The following is an 18,832-nucleotide window of genomic DNA, read 5'->3' on the forward strand; positions in this document are numbered from 1 at the left end:
CTAGAAACGGTAATGAGAGAACGCTTTGTTGGCTTCAGCCATACGATGCACGTCTTCACGTTTCTTAACAGCAGAGCCCTTGCCCTGAGATGCATCGATGATTTCACCAGCCAAACGCTGACGCATGGACTTTTCGCCACGGCCACGTGAATAGTCCACCAACCAGCGCATTGCCAACGCAGTACGGCGACTAGGACGAACTTCTACTGGAACCTGATAAGTAGCACCACCAACACGACGAGACTTAACCTCGACCATTGGCGCAATGTTTTCTAGGGCGGTATCGAAAGCTTCTAGAGGATCAGTATTTAAACGTTCTTTAACCAGATCCAGAGCACCATATACGATGGTTTCTGCGACTGATTTTTTACCACTTACCATAACGTGGTTCATGAACTTGGCCAGTGTCAGGTTACCGAATTTTGGATCCGGTAGGATTTCCCGCTTGGCGGCGACGCGTCTTCTTGGCATATCTCTATTCCTATTTCTTCAGGTAAATCCAAACACCGGGTCGCCTTACAGCGAGTAGACGATGGCTTGGCCTTACTTAAGGTTATTTTAAGCGTTAAGTTTAATTACTACTTAGGACGCTTAGTACCGTATTTAGAACGGGCTTGCTTACGATTATTAACACCAGAGGTATCAAGGCTACCGCGAACAGTGTGGTAACGCACACCTGGTAAATCCTTAACACGACCACCGCGAATAAGCACAACACTGTGCTCTTGCAGATTGTGGCCTTCACCACCGATGTATGATGAAACTTCAAAGCCGTTAGTCAAACGTACACGACACACTTTACGCAGTGCCGAGTTCGGCTTCTTAGGTGTAGTGGTGTAAACACGAGTACATACGCCGCGACGCTGTGGACATGCCTGCAATGCAGGTACGTCACTTTTAGCCGCTTTACGCTTTCTCGGCTGACGAACCAACTGATTGATCGTTGCCATTAATTAACTCCAAAACTAAAGCTTGCACACCAATGTGCTAGCCAACTGACTATCGATACCGCCGATAGCTGATAAAAAAAGTGGAGCGCGAATTCTAAAGATGCGCTCCACTCCCGTCAAGTAGTCAAATTTACTCAGCTATTTTCGCTAAGCGCCTCTGACAGTGCCGCTTCGACATCCTGTGCCGAGACGGTTTTCATTGCCTCTTCCTTCTTGATCTTACGATCATTGTGATAAGCCAAGCCTGTTCCTGCAGGAATCAAACGGCCAACTACCACATTTTCTTTCAAACCGCGCAAGTGATCACGCTTACCAGTGACTGCCGCCTCGGTAAGAACGCGGGTTGTCTCCTGGAACGAGGCCGCCGAAATAAACGACTCCGTTGCCAAAGATGCCTTAGTTATACCAAGCAACTCACGCTCATAGCTGGCCGAAATCTTATCCGTGTTCCCAAGGATTTCATTCTCCTCAACAACCCGTACGTATTCAGCTTGTTCACCTTTGATAAACGATGAATCACCCGAGGTAAGGATATTAACCTTGCGAAGCATTTGACGAACGATAACTTCAATGTGTTTATCGTTAATCTTTACACCTTGTAGGCGGTAAACGTCCTGGATCTCATTGACAATATATTTCGCCAATTCTTCCACACCCTTGAGGCGCAAAATATCATGCGGACTCAATGGGCCCTCAGAAACAATCTCACCCTTCTCTACTTGCTCACCTTCAAACACGGTTAGCAAACGCCATTTCGGGATTAGCACTTCGTAGTAATCCGAACCATCGGCGATAGGCTTGCCATCGGCAGGCGTTATGATCAGGCGACGCTTACCTTTGGTTTCTTTACCAAAGCTCACTGTTCCAGATATCTCGGCAAGGATTGCGGGCTCTTTCGGCTTACGCGCTTCAAACAAGTCAGCAACGCGTGGCAGACCACCTGTGATATCACGTGTTTTAGAGCTTTCTTGCGGAATACGTGCAATAACATCACCGACTTTAACTTCTGCACCATTCTCAAGAGAAATGATTGCATTCTCAGTGAGGAAGTAATGCGCCGGCACATTGGTGCCCGCCAAGCAAAGCTCGTCTCCGTTCGCATCAACCAAGGTTACCGCTGGACGCATATCCTTACCTGCAGCGGGACGCTCACCCTGATCCATAACAGAAATACTGCTTAGACCAGTAAGCTCATCCGTTTGACGCTTAACGGTGATACCTTCTTCCATCCCGGACATCTTCACGATACCCGCAACTTCCGTCACGATGGGGTGAGTATGTGGATCCCAAGTCGCAACAATATCACCAGCAGCTACTTCGGCCCGGTCAGCAACCTTAATCAAGGCGCCGTATGGGAGCTTATAGCGCTCACGCTCACGACCACTTTTATCCGTAATCGCCAATTCACCAGAACGACTAACGGCGACGAGGAAGCCATCTTCACGCTCAACATATTTCAAGTTATGCAAACGTGCTTTACCGTCTTGCTTAACCTGAATATTGTCGACTGCCGTTGCCCGCGATGCCGCACCACCGATATGGAAGGTACGCATGGTAAGCTGAGTACCCGGCTCACCAATCGACTGAGCAGCAATAACACCCACTGCCTCACCGCGGTTAACCAAGTGACCACGAGCCAGGTCACGACCGTAACACGCAGAACAAACACCATGACGTGTTTCACAGGTAATTGGTGAGCGCACTTCTATCTCATCAATACCCATTTCTTCTAATTCAATAACGCGCTTCTCATCGAGCATCTCACCAGCAGCAACGGCTATATCATCTGTACCTGGACGGAAAACGTCACGAACAACGATACGACCCAATACCCGGTCACCCAATGTTTCGATGATGTCACCACCTTCGATGACGGGATTCATGGTCAGACCTTGATCTGTACCACAATCATCCTCAGTAATAACCAAGTCTTGCGCAACATCAACCAAACGACGAGTTAGATAACCCGAGTTTGCTGTTTTCAATGCCGTATCAGCCAAACCTTTACGAGCACCGTGAGTCGAGATGAAGTACTGAAGTACGCTCAAACCTTCACGGAAGTTAGCCGTGATGGGGGTTTCAATGATCGAACCATCAGGTTTTGCCATCAAACCACGCATACCAGCCAGCTGACGAATCTGAGCTGGAGAACCCCGCGCACCAGAGTCGGCATAGATATAAACCGAGTTGAAAGAGTCTTGCATCTCTTCCTCACCCTCGCGGTTTATAACAGGCTCTTTAGACAAACCTTCCATCATCGCCTTGGAAACCATGTCATTTGCACGGGACCAAATATCGATAACTTTATTGTACTTCTCACCCTGGGTTACCAGACCAGAAGCATACTGCTTTTCAATTTCGACCACTTCAGCGTCAGCGGCATTAACAATACGCGCTTTTGCATCAGGGATTTCAAAATCATTAACACCAATAGATGAACCTGAGCGTGTTGAATACTCAAAACCGGTATACATCAATTGGTCGCCAAGAATTACCGTGGCCTTTAGGCCAACACGGCGATAGCACTCATTAAGAATTCGTGAAATCGCTTTCTTGGACATGTTTTGGTTGACCATCTCAAAGGGCAAACCCTCTGGGACTATCCGCCACAACAAGACACGGCCAACGGTGGTATCGATAATGCTACGGGTTTCACTGCGCTCACCGCTCTCATCGAAGCTCACTTCGACTAAACGGCATTTAATACGCGCCTGTAAATGCGCCTTACCACCAACGTAGGCACGATGAACTTCTTCTGGATTGGCAAAAGCAGTACCTTCACCCATACCATTGACACGCTCACGCGTCATCCAATACAAGCCCAATACAACGTCTTGAGATGGAACAATAATCGGCTCACCATTAGCTGGCGACAAAATGTTATTTGTCGACATCATCAAAGCGCGTGCTTCTAACTGAGCTTCGATTGTTAGCGGTACGTGTACCGCCATTTGGTCACCATCAAAGTCAGCGTTATATGCCGCACAAACCAAGGGGTGAAGCTGAATCGCTTTACCCTCAATAAGCACGGGCTCAAAAGCCTGAATACCTAAGCGGTGAAGTGTTGGGGCACGGTTAAGCATAACTGGATGCTCGCGAATAACCTCCGCAAGAATATCCCAAACTTCTGGCGGCTCACGCTCAACCATTTTCTTAGCTGCTTTGATGGTTGTTGCCAAACCACGCGCTTCTAACTTACCGAAGATGAAGGGCTTGAATAACTCCAAGGCCATTTTCTTAGGCAAACCACACTGGTGTAAGCGTAGTGTAGGACCAACAACGATAACCGAACGACCAGAGTAGTCGACACGCTTACCTAGCAAGTTCTGGCGGAAACGACCCTGCTTACCTTTAATCATGTCAGCAAGTGATTTCAACGGACGCTTGTTAGACCCGGTGATTGCACGACCGCGACGACCGTTATCGAGCAAAGCATCAACTGACTCTTGCAGCATACGCTTTTCATTGCGAACAATGATGTCAGGCGCATTCAGGTCTAATAGACGCTTCAAACGGTTGTTACGGTTAATAACACGGCGGTATAAGTCGTTAAGATCAGAGGTCGCAAAGCGACCACCATCCAATGGCACCAATGGACGCAAGTCTGGCGGCAAAACTGGCAATACTTTCATTACCATCCACTCAGGCTTATTACCTGAGTCAGCCAGCGCTTCAATCAACTTCAAACGCTTAGACAGTTTCTTAATTTTGGTTTCTGAATTCGTCGCGGGAATCTCTTCACGCAAACGCTCAATTTCAGCAACAAGGTCCAATTCAATCAGCAAATGCATGATTGCCTCAGCACCCATCTTGGCAACAAAATCGTCACCAAACTCTTCCATCGCTTCAAAGAATTGTTCGTCGCTTAACAACTGCCCTTTTTCTAGGGTAGTCATTCCTGGATCGGTAACAACATAAGACTCGAAGTAAAGAATACGCTCGATGTCACGCAAGGTCATATCAAGCAACAGACCTATGCGGCTTGGCAATGACTTCAAGAACCAAATGTGGGCAACTGGGCTAGCCAATTCAATATGACCCATACGCTCACGACGTACCTTGGCAAGCGCAACTTCAACGCCACATTTTTCACAAATAACACCACGGTGCTTGAGGCGCTTATACTTACCACATAGGCACTCGTAGTCTTTTACGGGTCCGAAAATTTTCGCACAGAACAAGCCATCTCGCTCAGGCTTAAACGTACGGTAATTAATAGTCTCAGGCTTTTTAACTTCGCCAAAAGACCACGAGCGAATCAGCTCCGGTGACGCCAAACCGATACGAATCGAGTCAAACTCGTCATTCGGTTGTCCCTGTTTCAATAGATTCAATAAATCTTTCAAGGCCGTTCCTCCGCAAGGGTATTCATCAGGCGCTCAAGTTAATCGAGCGCCCCTTGCCATAGTCGTTGTCGATGTTTATTCCGTGTCCAGCTCGATATTAATACCGAGTGAGCGGATCTCTTTAACCAGCACGTTGAAAGACTCGGGCATGCCCGGCTCCATACGCTGATCACCATCAACAATGTTCTTATACATTTTGGTACGGCCATTTACGTCATCCGACTTAACCGTCAACATTTCTTGCAGGGTGTAAGCGGCGCCGTAAGCTTCTAAGGCCCAAACTTCCATCTCCCCGAAACGCTGGCCACCGAATTGCGCTTTACCGCCTAGTGGCTGCTGTGTAACCAAACTGTACGAACCCGTTGAACGTGCATGCATTTTGTCATCAACCAAATGGTTCAGTTTCAACATATACATATAGCCAACGGTTACCGGACGATCAAACTCTAAACCGGTACGACCATCACATAATTTTAACTGACCGCTATCAGGCAAGCCCGCTAACGTTAAGAGGTTTTTAATCTCCCCTTCATTAGCACCGTCAAATACTTGAGTGGCCATTGGCACACCGCCACGCAGGTTTTTGGCCAGTTCCATAACGGCTTCATCACTGAAACTATCGAGATCTTCATTTCGACCAGCGCCGTCGTTATAGATTTCACCCAAGAATGCACGCAATTCAGCCATCTTGCGCTGCTCGCGGATCATCTCATCAATTTTGCGACCTAAACCTTTAGCCGCTAAGCCTAGGTGAGTTTCAAGTACCTGACCAACGTTCATCCGCGAGGGAACACCAAGCGGGTTCAATACGATATCGACTGGCTCACCCGTCTCATCAAAAGGCATATCTTCTATCGGCATAATCACCGAGATAACCCCTTTGTTTCCATGACGCCCAGCCATTTTATCACCTGGCTGGATACGACGTTTTATTGCTAAATACACTTTAACTATCTTCAAAACGCCCGGCGCTAAATCATCGCCCGTTGTCAGCTTGCGCTTTTTATCTTCGAAACGTTCTTCTAAGGTTTTGCGGTGCTCAACTAATTGTTTGTCAGCATCTTCAAGCGCAGCATTCAATGGCTCTTCAGCCATACGAAGCTTAAACCAGTCATCTTTCTTCAGCTCTTGAAGAGCATCAACAGACAACTCATCGCCCTTTTTCATACCCGGGCCGCTAAGAATGCTCTGACCAACTAAAGCACTTTCCAAACGCACAAACGTTGCTTCTTCTACAATGCGGTACTCTTCATTCAAATCCTTACGGAATTGATCAAGCTGCATTTTTTCGATTTCCAACGCGCGCTTATCTTTCTCTAAACCGTCACGCGTAAAGACCTGAACGTCGATAACCGTGCCTTTAGTGCTCGTTGGAACACGCAGCGAGGTATCTTTTACATCCGAAGCCTTTTCACCAAAGATAGCTCGCAATAGCTTTTCTTCTGGCGTTAATTGAGTCTCACCTTTAGGCGTAACTTTACCAACCAGAATATCTCCGGGGCCCACTTCAGCACCGATATAAACTATGCCAGACTCATCCAAGTTAGCTAATGCACCTTCACCAACATTGGGGATGTCAGACGAAATTTCCTCTGGCCCCAATTTAGTGTCGCGAGCAATACACGTTAACTCTTGGATATGAATAGTCGTAAAACGATCTTCCTTTACAACACGCTCAGACACCAAAATAGAGTCTTCGAAGTTGTAACCGTTCCAAGGCATAAACGCGATACGCATGTTTTGGCCAAGCGCAAGCTCACCCAAATCAACAGACGGACCATCAGCCAGAATATCACCACGAACAACGTCATGACCTTCGCTGACTATCGGACGCTGGTTGATACAGGTGTTCTGGTTAGAACGTGTGTATTTGGTGAGGTTATAAATATCAACAGGAGGCTGACCAGGCTGAACTTCATCGTTATTAACACGAACAACAATGCGCGACGAGTCCACACTATCAATCACACCACCGCGACGAGCAACAACACAAACCCCTGAGTCAGAAGCTACGTAACGCTCAAAGCCTGTACCAACTAAAGGCTTGTCGGCTTTTAGCGTTGGCACAGCCTGACGCTGCATGTTCGAGCCCATCAGTGCCCGGTTAGCGTCATCGTGCTCTAAGAATGGAATTAAAGATGCCGCCACCGAAACAACCTGCTTGGGCGAAACGTCCATGTAGGTTACTTTTTCCGGGGGCATTACGGTGAATTCGTTCATGTGACGAACCGCAACCATTTCGTCGGTTAGCTCACCTTTGTCATTCATTGCAGCCGATGCCTGAGCAATAACCTCTTCTGCTTCATTAATTGCAGATAAGTACTCAATATCATCGCTTACTTGGCCATCCAATACCTTGCGGTAAGGGCTTTCTAAAAAGCCATACTCATTGGTGCGCGCATAGGTCGCCAATGAGTTAATCAAACCAATGTTTGGCCCTTCCGGCGTTTCAATAGGACAAACGCGGCCATAGTGTGTTGGGTGAACGTCACGAACCTCAAAACCAGCTCGCTCTCGGGTCAAACCGCCGGGCCCAAGCGCAGAAACACGACGCTTGTGCGTGATTTCAGACAGCGGATTATTTTGATCCATAAACTGAGAAAGCTGTGAAGAGCCAAAGAACTCTTTCACCGCAGCCGCAACAGGTTTCGCATTGATTAAGTCCTGCGGCATCAGGCCTTCGCTCTCGGCCATTGAGAGACGCTCTTTTACTGCGCGCTCAACGCGAACCAAACCAACACGGAATTGGTTTTCAGCCATTTCACCAACCGAACGAATACGACGGTTACCTAGGTGATCGATATCATCAACAATACCTTTACCGTTACGAATGCCAACCAGCATCTTCATAACCGCAACAATATCACTTTGATCTAATGTGCCTGAGCCCAAAATTTCTTCGCGGCCAATACGGCGGTTAAACTTCATCCGACCCACGGTCGACAAGTCATAACGCTCAGCAGAGAAGAATAGATTTTGGAATAGGTTTTCAGCAGACTCTTTAGTCGGCGGCTCACCCGGGCGCATCATTCGGTAAATTTCGACCAACGCTTCAAGCTGACTATTAGTTGGGTCGGCACGTAAAGTATCACTAATGTAAGGACCGCAATCCAATTCATTGGTGTACAGTGTGTCAATTTCTTCGACACCAGCCTCTTCCAATGTGGTGAGTATTTCCGCTGTAATTTCAGTATTACATGGGAATAAAACCTCACCCGTTGACTTATCGATAATATCCTTAGCCAACGCACGACCAACAAGATACTCAACAGGTACTTCAAGCTCGGTAAGATTTGCCTTTTCGATCTGACGAATATGCCGTGCAGTAATACGCCGACCAGTCTCTACGATAATTTCGCCATTTTTAGCGCAAATATCAAACGTAGCCACCTCACCCCGTAAACGCTCAGGGATCAATTCAATGGTGAAGCCGCCTTTTTCCGCCACTTTAAACGTGTTTACGTCGTAAAAAAGGTCGAGTATCTCTTCAGCAACCATGCCCAGTGCACGCAACAAAATCGTTGCCGGTAATTTACGACGACGGTCAATACGAACAAAAACTTGGTCTTTAGGATCGAATTCAAAATCCAACCATGAACCACGGTATGGAATAACCCGAGCGGAGTATAAGAGCTTACCCGAAGAGTGGGTTTTACCACGATCATGATCAAAGAAAACACCCGGTGACCGGTGTAACTGAGACACGATTACTCGCTCAGTACCATTGATAACAAATGTACCGTTTTCCGTCATCAGGGGGATTTCCCCCATATAGACTTCCTGCTCTTTTATATCTTTAATGCTTTTATTAGCCGATTCACGATCATAAATAATCAAGCGAACCTTAACCCGCAACGGCACCGAATAGGTTACCCCGCGTAATTGGCACTCATTCACATCAAATGCCGGTAAACCAAGTACGTAATCGACGTACTCAAGCGCAGCATTCCCAGAGTAACTAACAATTGGGAATATAGATTTAAAGGCGGCATGCAAACCGTGCTCGCCGCGCTCAGCAGCAGGAATACCTTGCTGCGTAAACTTCTTGTAGGAATCCAGCTGAATCGCAAGGAGATAAGGCACGTCCATGACGTGCGGCATCTTGCCAAAATCCTTGCGGATACGTTTTTTCTCAGTGTATGAGTAAGCCATCAGTACTCCTCAGCATCATCTCTTGACCTCGCCACGACCGGCGACGACGTCGTTAGTGCGACAGTTCATCTGTCGCTGGTCAGACCCGTTTGGGCTCCGACTGTAATTTCTCAAACAACAAAAGGCCGGCGGGATTTAACCCACCAGCCTCGCTTGAGATTGACCTGCAAGCAGGTCAACAAGCAACTTACTTAAGCTCGACGCTTGCGCCAGCTTCTTCAAGTGCTGTTTTAGCAGCTTCTGCATCAGCCTTAGAAGCAGCTTCTTTAATAGTAGATGGTGCGCCATCAACCATTTCTTTAGCTTCTTTCAAGCCTAAGCCAGTGATCGTACGTACTGCTTTGATCACGTTTACTTTCTTCTCGCCAGCGCCAGTCAGAACAACGTCAAACTCAGTTTGTTCTTCAGCAGCAGCGCCGCCTTCAACAGCGGCAGCTGGTGCTGCAGCAACTGCAGCGGCTGCAGTAACGCCAAACTTCTCTTCCATCGCTTCGATTAGACCAACTACGTCCATAACGCTCATTTCAGCGATTGCATTCAAAATGTCTTCTTGTGACAGAGCCATGTAAAACTCCCTACTGTGTCAATTACTAAATAAATTTAACGCCGCTTACGCAGCTTCTTTCTGCTCGCGAACAGCAGCTAATGTACGAACCAATTTTCCTGGGACTTCGTTCATTGTACGTACCAGTTTGGTTGCCGGTGCTAACATAACGCTCATCAACATAGATAGCGCTTGGTCGCGGGTCGGCAGCTTAGCCAATACATCCAACTGATCTGCACCCATCAATTGGCCACTAACCGCAAGTGCTTTCACTTCAAACTTCGCATTTTCTTTCGCGAAATCTTTGAAGATACGAGCCGCCGCACCGGGATCTTCCATCGAAAAAGCTAACAGAGAAGGACCTTTAAAGGCCTCTTCTGCGCATTCGAAGTCAGTTCCTTTCAACGCGATTTTAGCCAAAGTATTACGCACTACTCGTACGTTCACTTGGGACTCTCGCGCCAATTTGCGAAGCTCTGTCATTTGGCCAACTGTACACCCGCGGGCGTCAGCAACAACCAATGACAATGCACTAGCGGCAGTCTCGTTAACGTCAGCTACAATCGCTTTTTTGTCGTCGAGTCTTAATGCCACTTGGATAACTCCTGGATTTGTCAGTTAATTACCGTAGACTTTAAATACTAGCTTCAAAGTCGTTTGCTGGTGAACAAATCCAATCCACCATCTGCGTAGGCCGGTGCCGGTAACGTTGACAAGTCAACACACCTATTAAGGGTTCAGGTTTAAATAACCCAATCCCACCTACGGTCTTTGATGGTCTCTGTCTTTTGACACAGTAGGTCAGCTGTCAAAGACCACAAAGCCAGAAAGCACCCTTCGAAAAAGGCGCTTTATTCTGAGCGCATAACGCTCAAAAATTATTTTGACGCTAGGCTAGCCTGATCGATAACAATACCAGGACCCATTGTCGAAGAAAGCGTAACCTTCTTCATATAGACGCCTTTAGCTGATGATGGCTTCGCTTTACGCAAATCCCCCAACAAGGCTTCTAAGTTTTCTTTTAACACGCCAGCTTCGAAAGAGATTGTTCCAATCGCGCCATGGATAATGCCATTCTTATCTGTGCGGTAGCGTACTTGCCCCGCTTTAGCATTCTTTACTGCGGTTTCTACATCAGCAGTTACGGTACCGGTCTTAGGGTTAGGCATTAGTCCACGAGGACCAAGAACTTGACCTAACTGACCAACAACTCGCATTGCGTCTGGCGATGCAACGACAACGTCAAAGTCCATCATGCCACCTTTGACTTGCTCAGCAAGGTCATCCATGCCGACAAAATCTGCACCAGCAGCTTTTGCTTTTTCTGCATTTTCACCTTGAGTAAACACAGCAACACGTACTGTTTTACCCGTACCGTTTGGCAAGGTAGTTGCGCCACGAACAGCTTGATCCGATTTACGTGCATCAATACCAAGGTTAATTGCTACATCGATGGCTTCAGGAAATTTAACAACTGAAACATCTTTCAATAATGCCACGGCTTCTTCAAAGCTATATTGCTTTCCAGCAACTACTTTTTCACGAATCGCTTTTTGGCGCTTAGTTAGCTTAGCCATTACACACCCTCCACTTCGATACCAGCGGCACGAGCACTACCGGCGATGGTGCGCACAGCGGCGTCCATGTCAGATGCAGTGAGGTCAGCCATTTTAATAGTTGCAATTTCTTCTAGTTGCGCACGAGTTACCTTACCCACTTTCTTTGAGTTAGGCGTGCCTGAACCACTTTTCACGCCCGCTGCTTTTTTCAATAAGAAAGACGCAGGAGGTGTTTTGGTAGTAAAAGTGAAACTGCGATCAGAGTACACTGTGATAACAACAGGAATTGGCATACCACTCTCAAGACTCTGCGTCTGAGCGTTGAATGCTTTACAGAATTCCATGATATTCACACCATGCTGACCCAATGCAGGACCAACCGGTGGACTTGGGTTTGCTGCACCAGCAGCAACTTGTAGCTTAATATAAGCTTGTACTTTCTTAGCCATATTACCTCTCCAAATGGGTGATAACGCTCCGATTTAACGAAGCTCCCCTCGACAGCTGACGCTGACCTAAAAATAGTGAACTTAGGTTTTCTCTACCTGACCAAAGTCCAACTCTACAGGCGTTGACCGCCCGAAAATCAATACCGCCACATGCAAGCGGTTCTTCTCATAATTCACTTCTTCGACAACACCGTTAAAGTCATTAAACGGACCATCGATAACGCGAACCATTTCTCCAGGCTCAAACAGCGTCTTAGGCTTGGGCTTATCACCACTCTCAACCCGCTGCAATATTGCCTGTGCTTCTTTTTCAGTAATCGGCGCAGGCTTATCCGCCTTACCACCAATAAACCCCATGACCCGTGGCGTTTCTTTCACTAAATGCCAAGTGTCGTCGCCAAGATCCATTTCGATTAACACATAGCCAGGAAAAAACTTGCGCTCACTTTTCCGCTTTTGCCCGCCACGCATCTCTACAACTTCTTCTGTCGGCACTAACACTTCACCAAAACGCTCAGCAAAGCCCGAAAGTTCAATACGCTCTTTGAGCGCCAATGCCACTTTCTTTTCATACCCAGAATAGGCGTGTACAACATACCAACGCTTTGTCATGCCCTACCTCTAGCCGATAACCATGGATGCCAGCCAACCCAGCAGAGTATCTAAGCCCCACAGAATCAATGCCGCCACTACAACAAACGCCACTACAATGAGTGTTGTTTGCGTGCTTTCTTGGCGCGTCGGCCAGACTACCTTTCTGATCTCCGTACGCGCGCCCTTCAACAACTCAAAAAATGCCGCACCTTTTTCTGTGCGATACACAATAAAAGTCGCTACAGACGCCAAAACCAACAAGGCAATGACGCGATAAAGCAAGGACTCGCCAGAATAATACGTATTGCCGCCAACACCGATAACAACCAGCAGAGCAACTACACTCCACTTTAGGCCATCAAAGCGACTAGCGTCTTCCGCCTTAGCACTCATTGTTTACTCATATCCTTTTTTGCTAAGCGCAAAACACCACGACGCATTACGCGAAGCGGTGTTAACGTAAATGGCAGGCCAGGAGGGACTCGAACCCCCAACAGCCGGTTTTGGAGACCGGTGCTCTACCAATTGAACTACTGGCCTACAAGTGCCGGGACGAGCCCGGACTTACACCCATTAAAAACCGGGCTTATTCTACGATTTTAGCAACAACGCCGGCGCCAACAGTACGGCCACCTTCACGAATTGCAAAACGCAAACCTTCTTCCATCGCGATTGGCGCAATCAATGTCACGTCCATTTTCACGTTATCACCAGGCATTACCATTTCAGTACCTTCAGGTAGCTCACAAGCACCTGTTACGTCTGTGGTACGGAAGTAGAACTGCGGACGGTAGCCTTTAAAGAATGGCGTGTGACGACCACCCTCTTCTTTGGACAACACGTACACTTCTGCTTCAAAACGAGTATGCGGAGTGATTGAACCAGGCTTAGCCAATACTTGACCACGCTCAACGTCATCACGCTTTGTACCACGCAACAACACACCTACGTTCTCACCTGCACGACCTTCGTCAAGCAGCTTGCGGAACATCTCAACACCAGTACAGGTAGTTTTTGTTGTCTCGCGGATACCAATGATGGCAATTTCATCACCGGTGCGCAGAATACCGCGCTCTACACGACCTGTTACAACAGTACCGCGACCAGAGATTGAGAATACATCTTCAATTGGCATCAAGAACGGCAGATCAACCGCACGCTCAGGCTGTGGAATGTAGGTATCCAATGCTTCAACCAATTTTGCAACGGCAGTTGTTCCTAGCTCGTTGTCGTCTTGGCCATTCAACGCCATCAGCGCAGAACCAGCAATGATTGGCGTGTCGTCGCCTGGGAATTCGTACATGTCGAGTAGCTCACGCAACTCCATTTCTACCAATTCCAACATTTCGTTGTATTCTTCGCTGCCTACGCCGCCGCAATCTTCAGCTAGCAAGTCAGCTTTGTTCAGGAAGACAACGATGTAAGGTACGCCAACCTGACGAGATAGCAGGATGTGCTCGCGCGTCTGCGGCATTGGGCCGTCAGTTGCACCACATACCAAAATAGCGCCGTCCATCTGTGCAGCACCAGTAATCATGTTCTTAACGTAGTCAGCGTGACCTGGGCAGTCGACGTGAGCATAGTGACGAACTGATGAATCATACTCAACGTGCGAGGTCGCGATAGTGATGCCGCGCTCACGCTCTTCAGGTGCGTTATCGATACCATCAAACGCGACTGCTTGACCACCAAATACTTCTGCACATACGCGCGTCAGTGCTGCAGTCAGCGTGGTTTTACCATGGTCAACGTGACCAATGGTGCCCACATTCAAATGGGGCTTATTACGTTCAAACTTCTCTTTAGCCATTGCGACAGTCTCCTAGCGGACTTTTTCGTCAAGTCACTATTTTCGTCAAGCCACTACAAAAAGACAAAAGCCACCTAATCAGCTTTTGTCGCCAAATTTTAATGGAGCTCATGACCGGACTTGAACCGGTGACCTCTTCCTTACCAAGGAAGTGCTCTACCGACTGAGCTACATGAGCACCGAAAATCTCTTTTACAAACCTGCTCAAATTGGAGCGGGTAGCGGGAATCGAACCCGCACCATCAGCTTGGAAGGCTGAGGTTCTACCATTGAACCATACCCGCTGAAACTTCAATCTGCTGGCAAGTCTTACAATATAATGGTGGTGGGGGGTGGATTCGAACCACCGAAGCTCGCGCGTCAGATTTACAGTCTGATCCCTTTAGCCACTCGGGAACCCCACCCCAAGAGAACGGAATTTTCTCTTTTGAGCCATATAGTTATTAGCTTTAATTCGACTAAACCTTCAACTACAATTTGGCTCATTAGAAAATATGTGGAGCTGGCGAGAGGAGTCGAACCCCCGACCGGCTGATTACAAGTCAGCTGCTCTACCAACTGAGCTACGCCAGCTAAGCTACCACGTCGCTTCCAAACGAGGCCGGCATTCTAGTCTAACTCTTTGTAAGACGCAATCAGATTACAGCTTTTTTTCTCCAAGCTTTTGTTATTGTCTGTGTTTTTTTGCATTTTACTCTTCGCTTCAAGATAGAGCGGTGCATTTTCTCCCCCCTGATACGCCAACCAGTAGCGCTTTGCCAGCTTCCCCACCCGCCTAACCGAAACTTCATATTTTTTCTTCCGCAACCCCTTAGCATGGATATTTGCCCTCTCCACTGAAGTAAACACCCCTAAGGAGATCGCATTTTTCAGCTCACCACTTCTAATTACAAAATTATCTATGCGTTTTATGCGTAACGAAGCGCCTATCTTAGCTGCTTCCGACGCCGAACCATACGGCCCAAGATACACCCAATAATCAGCGCTACGCTCGTAGCTTTCAAGTAACAACCTGCTACCTAATATCGACTCCCTATCACCCCTTGCTTCACTTATATTCCTATAGGGTCCCAGCACTAGACACCCTAAAGGCGCCTCCACCAACTTGCCACCCTCACTTTCAACTACTGGAGACATATCCGATTCAGAAACGGCTTTACTCTCTGATAATAAAACAAGACCACCCAGCTGCTCTTCCCCAGTAAAGGCAAACTCTTGCGAACCATCATCCTGCCCACGGATAACAAACACAGCGACATTAGCAATCAGAAAAAACAAGAACAACCAACGCACCCACTTCTCCCTGCTTACGCTTTGCTTAATGCCGGCTCCAAGCCGTCCAAAACCAAATCTTCACAATAGCACCACGAATTTGCAGCGCCCCCCGCCAACTCATTTAACACCATACCATCACCACCGGTTATAAAAACTTGATAATGACAACCTATGATGGACTCAGCCTCGTTAATTGCCGCCCTTACAGCCCCCACCAAACCTATCCACTTTCCATTATGCACGCACTCATCCGTACTCAAACCAGGCAACAAAGCTTTAGCTGACTCACTACCAAAGCGCACCTTTCCTGTCGCCTCGCTCAGCACTTTCAGCACTAAACTCGCACCCGCTAAGATATAACCGCCGCGATGGCAGCCATCTTTATCGACAATATCAATAGTCAGCGCGGTACCTGCATCTATCACAATACAGGCACTTTGACTTTTTGTATAAGCAGCTAGCATTGCCAACCAGCGATCGACACCCAGCTTACCAACATCAGCATAGGCATTTTTAACACCGACACACTCCGCTTGGGATGTGGCCATTTCATAATCTAACCCCAAGTGATCTAGCAGTGCTGTTACTTCTTTTTCTCTACTACCACCAACAACAGAAGCAATCCGCACCGCGCTCACCCCAGCAAAAGGCAGCGCTTTCAAACCATCAACCGCCCCTTCTACTCTACCTTTAGCAACATGCTGCCCGTTTTGTATGCAACGCCATTTAATCGCAGTATTACCAACATCAAGCTCAACAACTCGCACTGACTATACACTCCGCAAGCTGACTTCACCGCCATTAAAAACCTGCTCGCCGTCTGCGGTTACCAATACCAAGCCACCACTTTGATCGACACACTTCATCACGCCTTCGATATAATGCTCCCCAAGCTGTACCCGCACTGCTCGCCCAGCAAAAACATCATATTGGCTCCACTCTTCTTTGTGAGCTAGAAAGCCTGAAGCTGAGAACTCTTTATAAACTACATGCAATGCTGACATTAACTCGGCAACAATAGCATTCCTATCCACAATGCCAACAGCACTTACCAAATCAGTCCATGGCTGTAAAACATCAGACATATCACTAAGCGACATATCAACGTTTACCCCAACACCTACAACTACCTGACAAATACCCGCAGGATCACCCTGCATCTCAAGCAATATACCGGATATCTTTTTATTATTGTGGAGCACATCATTAGGCCACTTTAAGCCTAGGTCGGTTACACCAAACTTACCCAGCGCTCGAACAACAGCCAAACCCACCGACAAACTTAAACCTTCAAGTGCTGACGCCCCGCCTTGAAACCGCCAAACCTGAGAAATGTATATATTGCGGCCAAATGGGCTTTTCCACTCACGACCTCGACGACCACGCCCCGCTGTCTGCTGTTCCGCAAGACAGCTATACCCTTTATCCCGCCCTTCCTTAATAGCTGTAGCCGCCGCATTATTTGTTGAGTCCACCTGCGACAAAAGTTCTAACTCGCCAAGCGCCAAACCTGCCTCTGGTGATAATAGCGCTCTAATTCGCTCAGCATCTAAAAGATCCAAACCACCGGACAAACGATAACCTCGACCCTTAACCGATTCGATAACAAGATCTAAGGCCTCAAGCTTTTGTAGCTGTTTCCACACTGCGGCCCGACTCACCCCAAGATCACGCCCTATTTCTTCGCCTGAATGGTATTCACCATCTGCCAATATTTTAAGTACTTCCACCAGAGCAACACACCTATATACGTTTATGCATAGCATAATATCAGAATATTTGTTTTTCGGTCGCAACTCTAAAATTGACAAGCTGAGTTCTGCAGCTACCCTCTTTATTGACATATTTGCGATGATCTAAATCGCTGCTATTGCCGCAACCGATATTGATCGCTACGCATTTAAGCAACGTACTAAAAAATAAATATATTCAATGGGGTAATTTCACATGAACATAACAAAAATCGCAGTCAGTGCAGTCTTTTTTATATTCATTAACAGCGCAGCAATAGCCAGTAGTAGTCATGACAACAACATCCAGGTACGGCCCAGCTTGTATTCTAATCAGTATTCAGAAACCGACAAGCAATTAGTTAGCACCCTCATGTCCCAAATTAAAAGTGATAGCAAATTGTCAGGCTTGGTAGAAATTGACGGTCACAATGGGAATATTTCTATTTCCGGTCGCGTGGGAGAAGTAACTATGATCTATCGAATCGTTGAAATTATTAGAAAAAATTCAGACGTTAAATCGATTGATGTACGCGAATTAGATACATAACAAGCACACAATTAGCCACATGTATTAACAGAGTTGTAGCGTACCCAAAAACCCCGACGGACATTCCACGGGGTTTTTACAGAAGTAATAGAGAGCCTCAGGCACACAACAATAGGATAGCCCCAAGCTAAGGCACTCACTACGAATATGTAAAATTCCGCACCGTCCCCACAAGACTTACAGCATATATCCGATAAGCTACATCCCTCTATCATAGCTCTTTAGCTACCTAGAGTGGGCTATTCCTAGGTCCAGATAACACAACGCAGACAGATAAGTAAAAGAGACCTATCGACAGTCATTCCATTTTAAATTAATAGGGGCCGCCGTCGGTACTGGCGATAAACCTGTGCAGCAGGCTTGGACAGCCTAGGGCTGCCCGAAGGCACCACCGGCGCGAATCAAAACCTGCCCCGCAATCGTAGCTAGCGCTTTGGTTATGACCTACATTGGGTGGAAGCAATGCTTCCAATCGATTCGCGACGCCTGAGGCGCCCCAACCCGCACCTGTCGGTGCAAGGGTTGTCGCATGGGACCTTTGTAGTGACAGCAAATATCGCATCCCAAATAAAAAACCCCGCACAGCAAAGCTGAGCGGGGTGTTTTATTTAGAAGCCTGGCGACAAACCTGTGCAGCAGGTTTGGACAGCCTAACGCTGCCCGAAGGGTGATCGCCAGCGGCGCGAATCATTGCCGTTGGTCTTCGCCAGCTGCCCAGCGTTTTCTGCGCCACAAAGTAAAATGCCCCAACCGAATTCGGCTGGGGCATTTTTATTTAGAAGCCTGGCGATGACCTACTCTCGCATGGGGAAACCCCAAACTACCATCGGCGATGACACGTTTCACTTCTGAGTTCGGGATGGGGTCAGGTGG

General features: G+C 47.5%; 16 protein-coding genes, 5 tRNA genes and 1 rRNA gene. 1 reads left to right on the top strand and 21 read right to left on the bottom strand.

All coding sequences use genetic code 11. The features are described from left to right. The 19 genes from rpsG to birA form a co-directional block, all read right to left on the bottom strand. A complete protein-coding gene (rpsG, locus tag AELLOGFF_RS16745) occupies positions 1–471 on the bottom strand; it encodes a 30S ribosomal protein S7 (RefSeq protein ID WP_123183187.1) in 471 nt (156 codons plus the stop codon). A gap of 107 nt (positions 472–578) precedes the next feature. After that, positions 579–950: a 30S ribosomal protein S12 gene (gene rpsL / locus AELLOGFF_RS16750; protein WP_159270129.1), complete on the bottom strand. Its 372-nt coding sequence runs from the start codon at positions 948–950 to the stop codon at positions 579–581. Positions 951–1,084: 134 nt separating this feature from the next. Further along, positions 1,085–5,296, bottom strand: a complete 4,212-nt coding sequence (gene rpoC, locus AELLOGFF_RS16755; RefSeq protein ID WP_159270130.1) for a DNA-directed RNA polymerase subunit beta' — start codon at positions 5,294–5,296, stop codon at positions 1,085–1,087. A gap of 75 nt (positions 5,297–5,371) precedes the next feature. Beyond that, positions 5,372–9,448 (bottom strand): DNA-directed RNA polymerase subunit beta, encoded by a 4,077-nt coding sequence (gene rpoB / locus AELLOGFF_RS16760; RefSeq protein ID WP_159270131.1) that lies wholly within the window; start codon positions 9,446–9,448, stop codon positions 5,372–5,374. A gap of 187 nt (positions 9,449–9,635) precedes the next feature. Continuing rightward, on the bottom strand, positions 9,636–10,013 hold the full coding sequence (rplL, locus tag AELLOGFF_RS16765) for a 50S ribosomal protein L7/L12 (protein WP_159270132.1): 378 nt from the start codon (positions 10,011–10,013) through the stop codon (positions 9,636–9,638). 45 nt (positions 10,014–10,058) lie between these two features. Further along, positions 10,059–10,586, bottom strand: a complete 528-nt coding sequence (gene rplJ, locus AELLOGFF_RS16770; protein ID WP_159270133.1) for a 50S ribosomal protein L10 — start codon at positions 10,584–10,586, stop codon at positions 10,059–10,061. A gap of 284 nt (positions 10,587–10,870) precedes the next feature. Next, a complete protein-coding gene (gene rplA / locus AELLOGFF_RS16775) occupies positions 10,871–11,569 on the bottom strand; it encodes a 50S ribosomal protein L1 (protein WP_159270134.1) in 699 nt (232 codons plus the stop codon). Then, positions 11,569–12,000 carry a 50S ribosomal protein L11 gene (rplK, locus tag AELLOGFF_RS16780; protein ID WP_159270135.1) on the bottom strand — a complete coding sequence of 144 codons (432 nt, stop codon included), beginning with the start codon at positions 11,998–12,000 and terminating at the stop codon, positions 11,569–11,571. Before rplK ends, rplA begins: the two co-directional genes overlap by 1 nt. An 81-nt stretch (positions 12,001–12,081) precedes the next feature. After that, positions 12,082–12,612, bottom strand: a complete 531-nt coding sequence (gene nusG, locus AELLOGFF_RS16785) for a transcription termination/antitermination protein NusG (protein ID WP_159270136.1) — start codon at positions 12,610–12,612, stop codon at positions 12,082–12,084. A gap of 9 nt (positions 12,613–12,621) precedes the next feature. Continuing rightward, a complete protein-coding gene (gene secE / locus AELLOGFF_RS16790; protein ID WP_159270137.1) occupies positions 12,622–12,987 on the bottom strand; it encodes a preprotein translocase subunit SecE in 366 nt (121 codons plus the stop codon). Between the two features lie 71 nt (positions 12,988–13,058). Continuing rightward, positions 13,059–13,134, bottom strand: a tRNA-Trp gene (locus AELLOGFF_RS16795). Between the two features lie 46 nt (positions 13,135–13,180). Beyond that, a complete protein-coding gene (gene tuf, locus AELLOGFF_RS16800) occupies positions 13,181–14,404 on the bottom strand; it encodes an elongation factor Tu (RefSeq protein WP_159270127.1) in 1,224 nt (407 codons plus the stop codon). Between the two features lie 102 nt (positions 14,405–14,506). Next, positions 14,507–14,582: transfer RNA gene (locus AELLOGFF_RS16805), tRNA-Thr, on the bottom strand. Between the two features lie 32 nt (positions 14,583–14,614). After that, positions 14,615–14,688 (bottom strand) — tRNA-Gly (locus tag AELLOGFF_RS16810). Positions 14,689–14,724: 36 nt separating this feature from the next. Then, positions 14,725–14,808, bottom strand: a tRNA-Tyr gene (locus AELLOGFF_RS16815). Between the two features lie 93 nt (positions 14,809–14,901). Then, a tRNA-Thr gene (locus AELLOGFF_RS16820) sits at positions 14,902–14,977 on the bottom strand. A 36-nt stretch (positions 14,978–15,013) separates the two neighbouring features. Then, complete coding sequence (locus AELLOGFF_RS16825) at positions 15,014–15,697, bottom strand: SPOR domain-containing protein (RefSeq protein WP_159270138.1); 684 nt, start codon at positions 15,695–15,697, stop codon at positions 15,014–15,016. 14 nt (positions 15,698–15,711) lie between these two features. Further along, positions 15,712–16,446, bottom strand: coding sequence for a type III pantothenate kinase (locus AELLOGFF_RS16830; RefSeq protein ID WP_159270139.1), 735 nt, complete (start codon positions 16,444–16,446; stop codon positions 15,712–15,714). Positions 16,447–16,449: 3 nt separating this feature from the next. Continuing rightward, a complete protein-coding gene (birA, locus tag AELLOGFF_RS16835; RefSeq protein ID WP_235035764.1) occupies positions 16,450–17,409 on the bottom strand; it encodes a bifunctional biotin--[acetyl-CoA-carboxylase] ligase/biotin operon repressor BirA in 960 nt (319 codons plus the stop codon). A gap of 217 nt (positions 17,410–17,626) precedes the next feature. Between birA and AELLOGFF_RS16840 the strand changes: the two genes are divergently transcribed. Continuing rightward, positions 17,627–17,959, top strand: a complete 333-nt coding sequence (locus tag AELLOGFF_RS16840) for a hypothetical protein (protein ID WP_159270140.1) — start codon at positions 17,627–17,629, stop codon at positions 17,957–17,959. Positions 17,960–18,563: 604 nt separating this feature from the next. Here AELLOGFF_RS16840 and AELLOGFF_RS16845 read toward each other — a convergent pair. Together AELLOGFF_RS16845 and rrf are read right to left on the bottom strand one after the other, a co-directional pair. Continuing rightward, positions 18,564–18,728, bottom strand: coding sequence for a hypothetical protein (locus tag AELLOGFF_RS16845; protein ID WP_159270141.1), 165 nt, complete (start codon positions 18,726–18,728; stop codon positions 18,564–18,566). Positions 18,729–18,740: 12 nt separating this feature from the next. After that, a 5S ribosomal RNA gene (gene rrf / locus AELLOGFF_RS16850) occupies positions 18,741–18,832 on the bottom strand; the annotation flags it as partial.

It is taken from the genome of Zhongshania aliphaticivorans (genome assembly GCF_902705875.1).
GTDB lineage: Bacteria > Pseudomonadota > Gammaproteobacteria > Pseudomonadales > Spongiibacteraceae > Spongiibacter > Spongiibacter aliphaticivorans_A.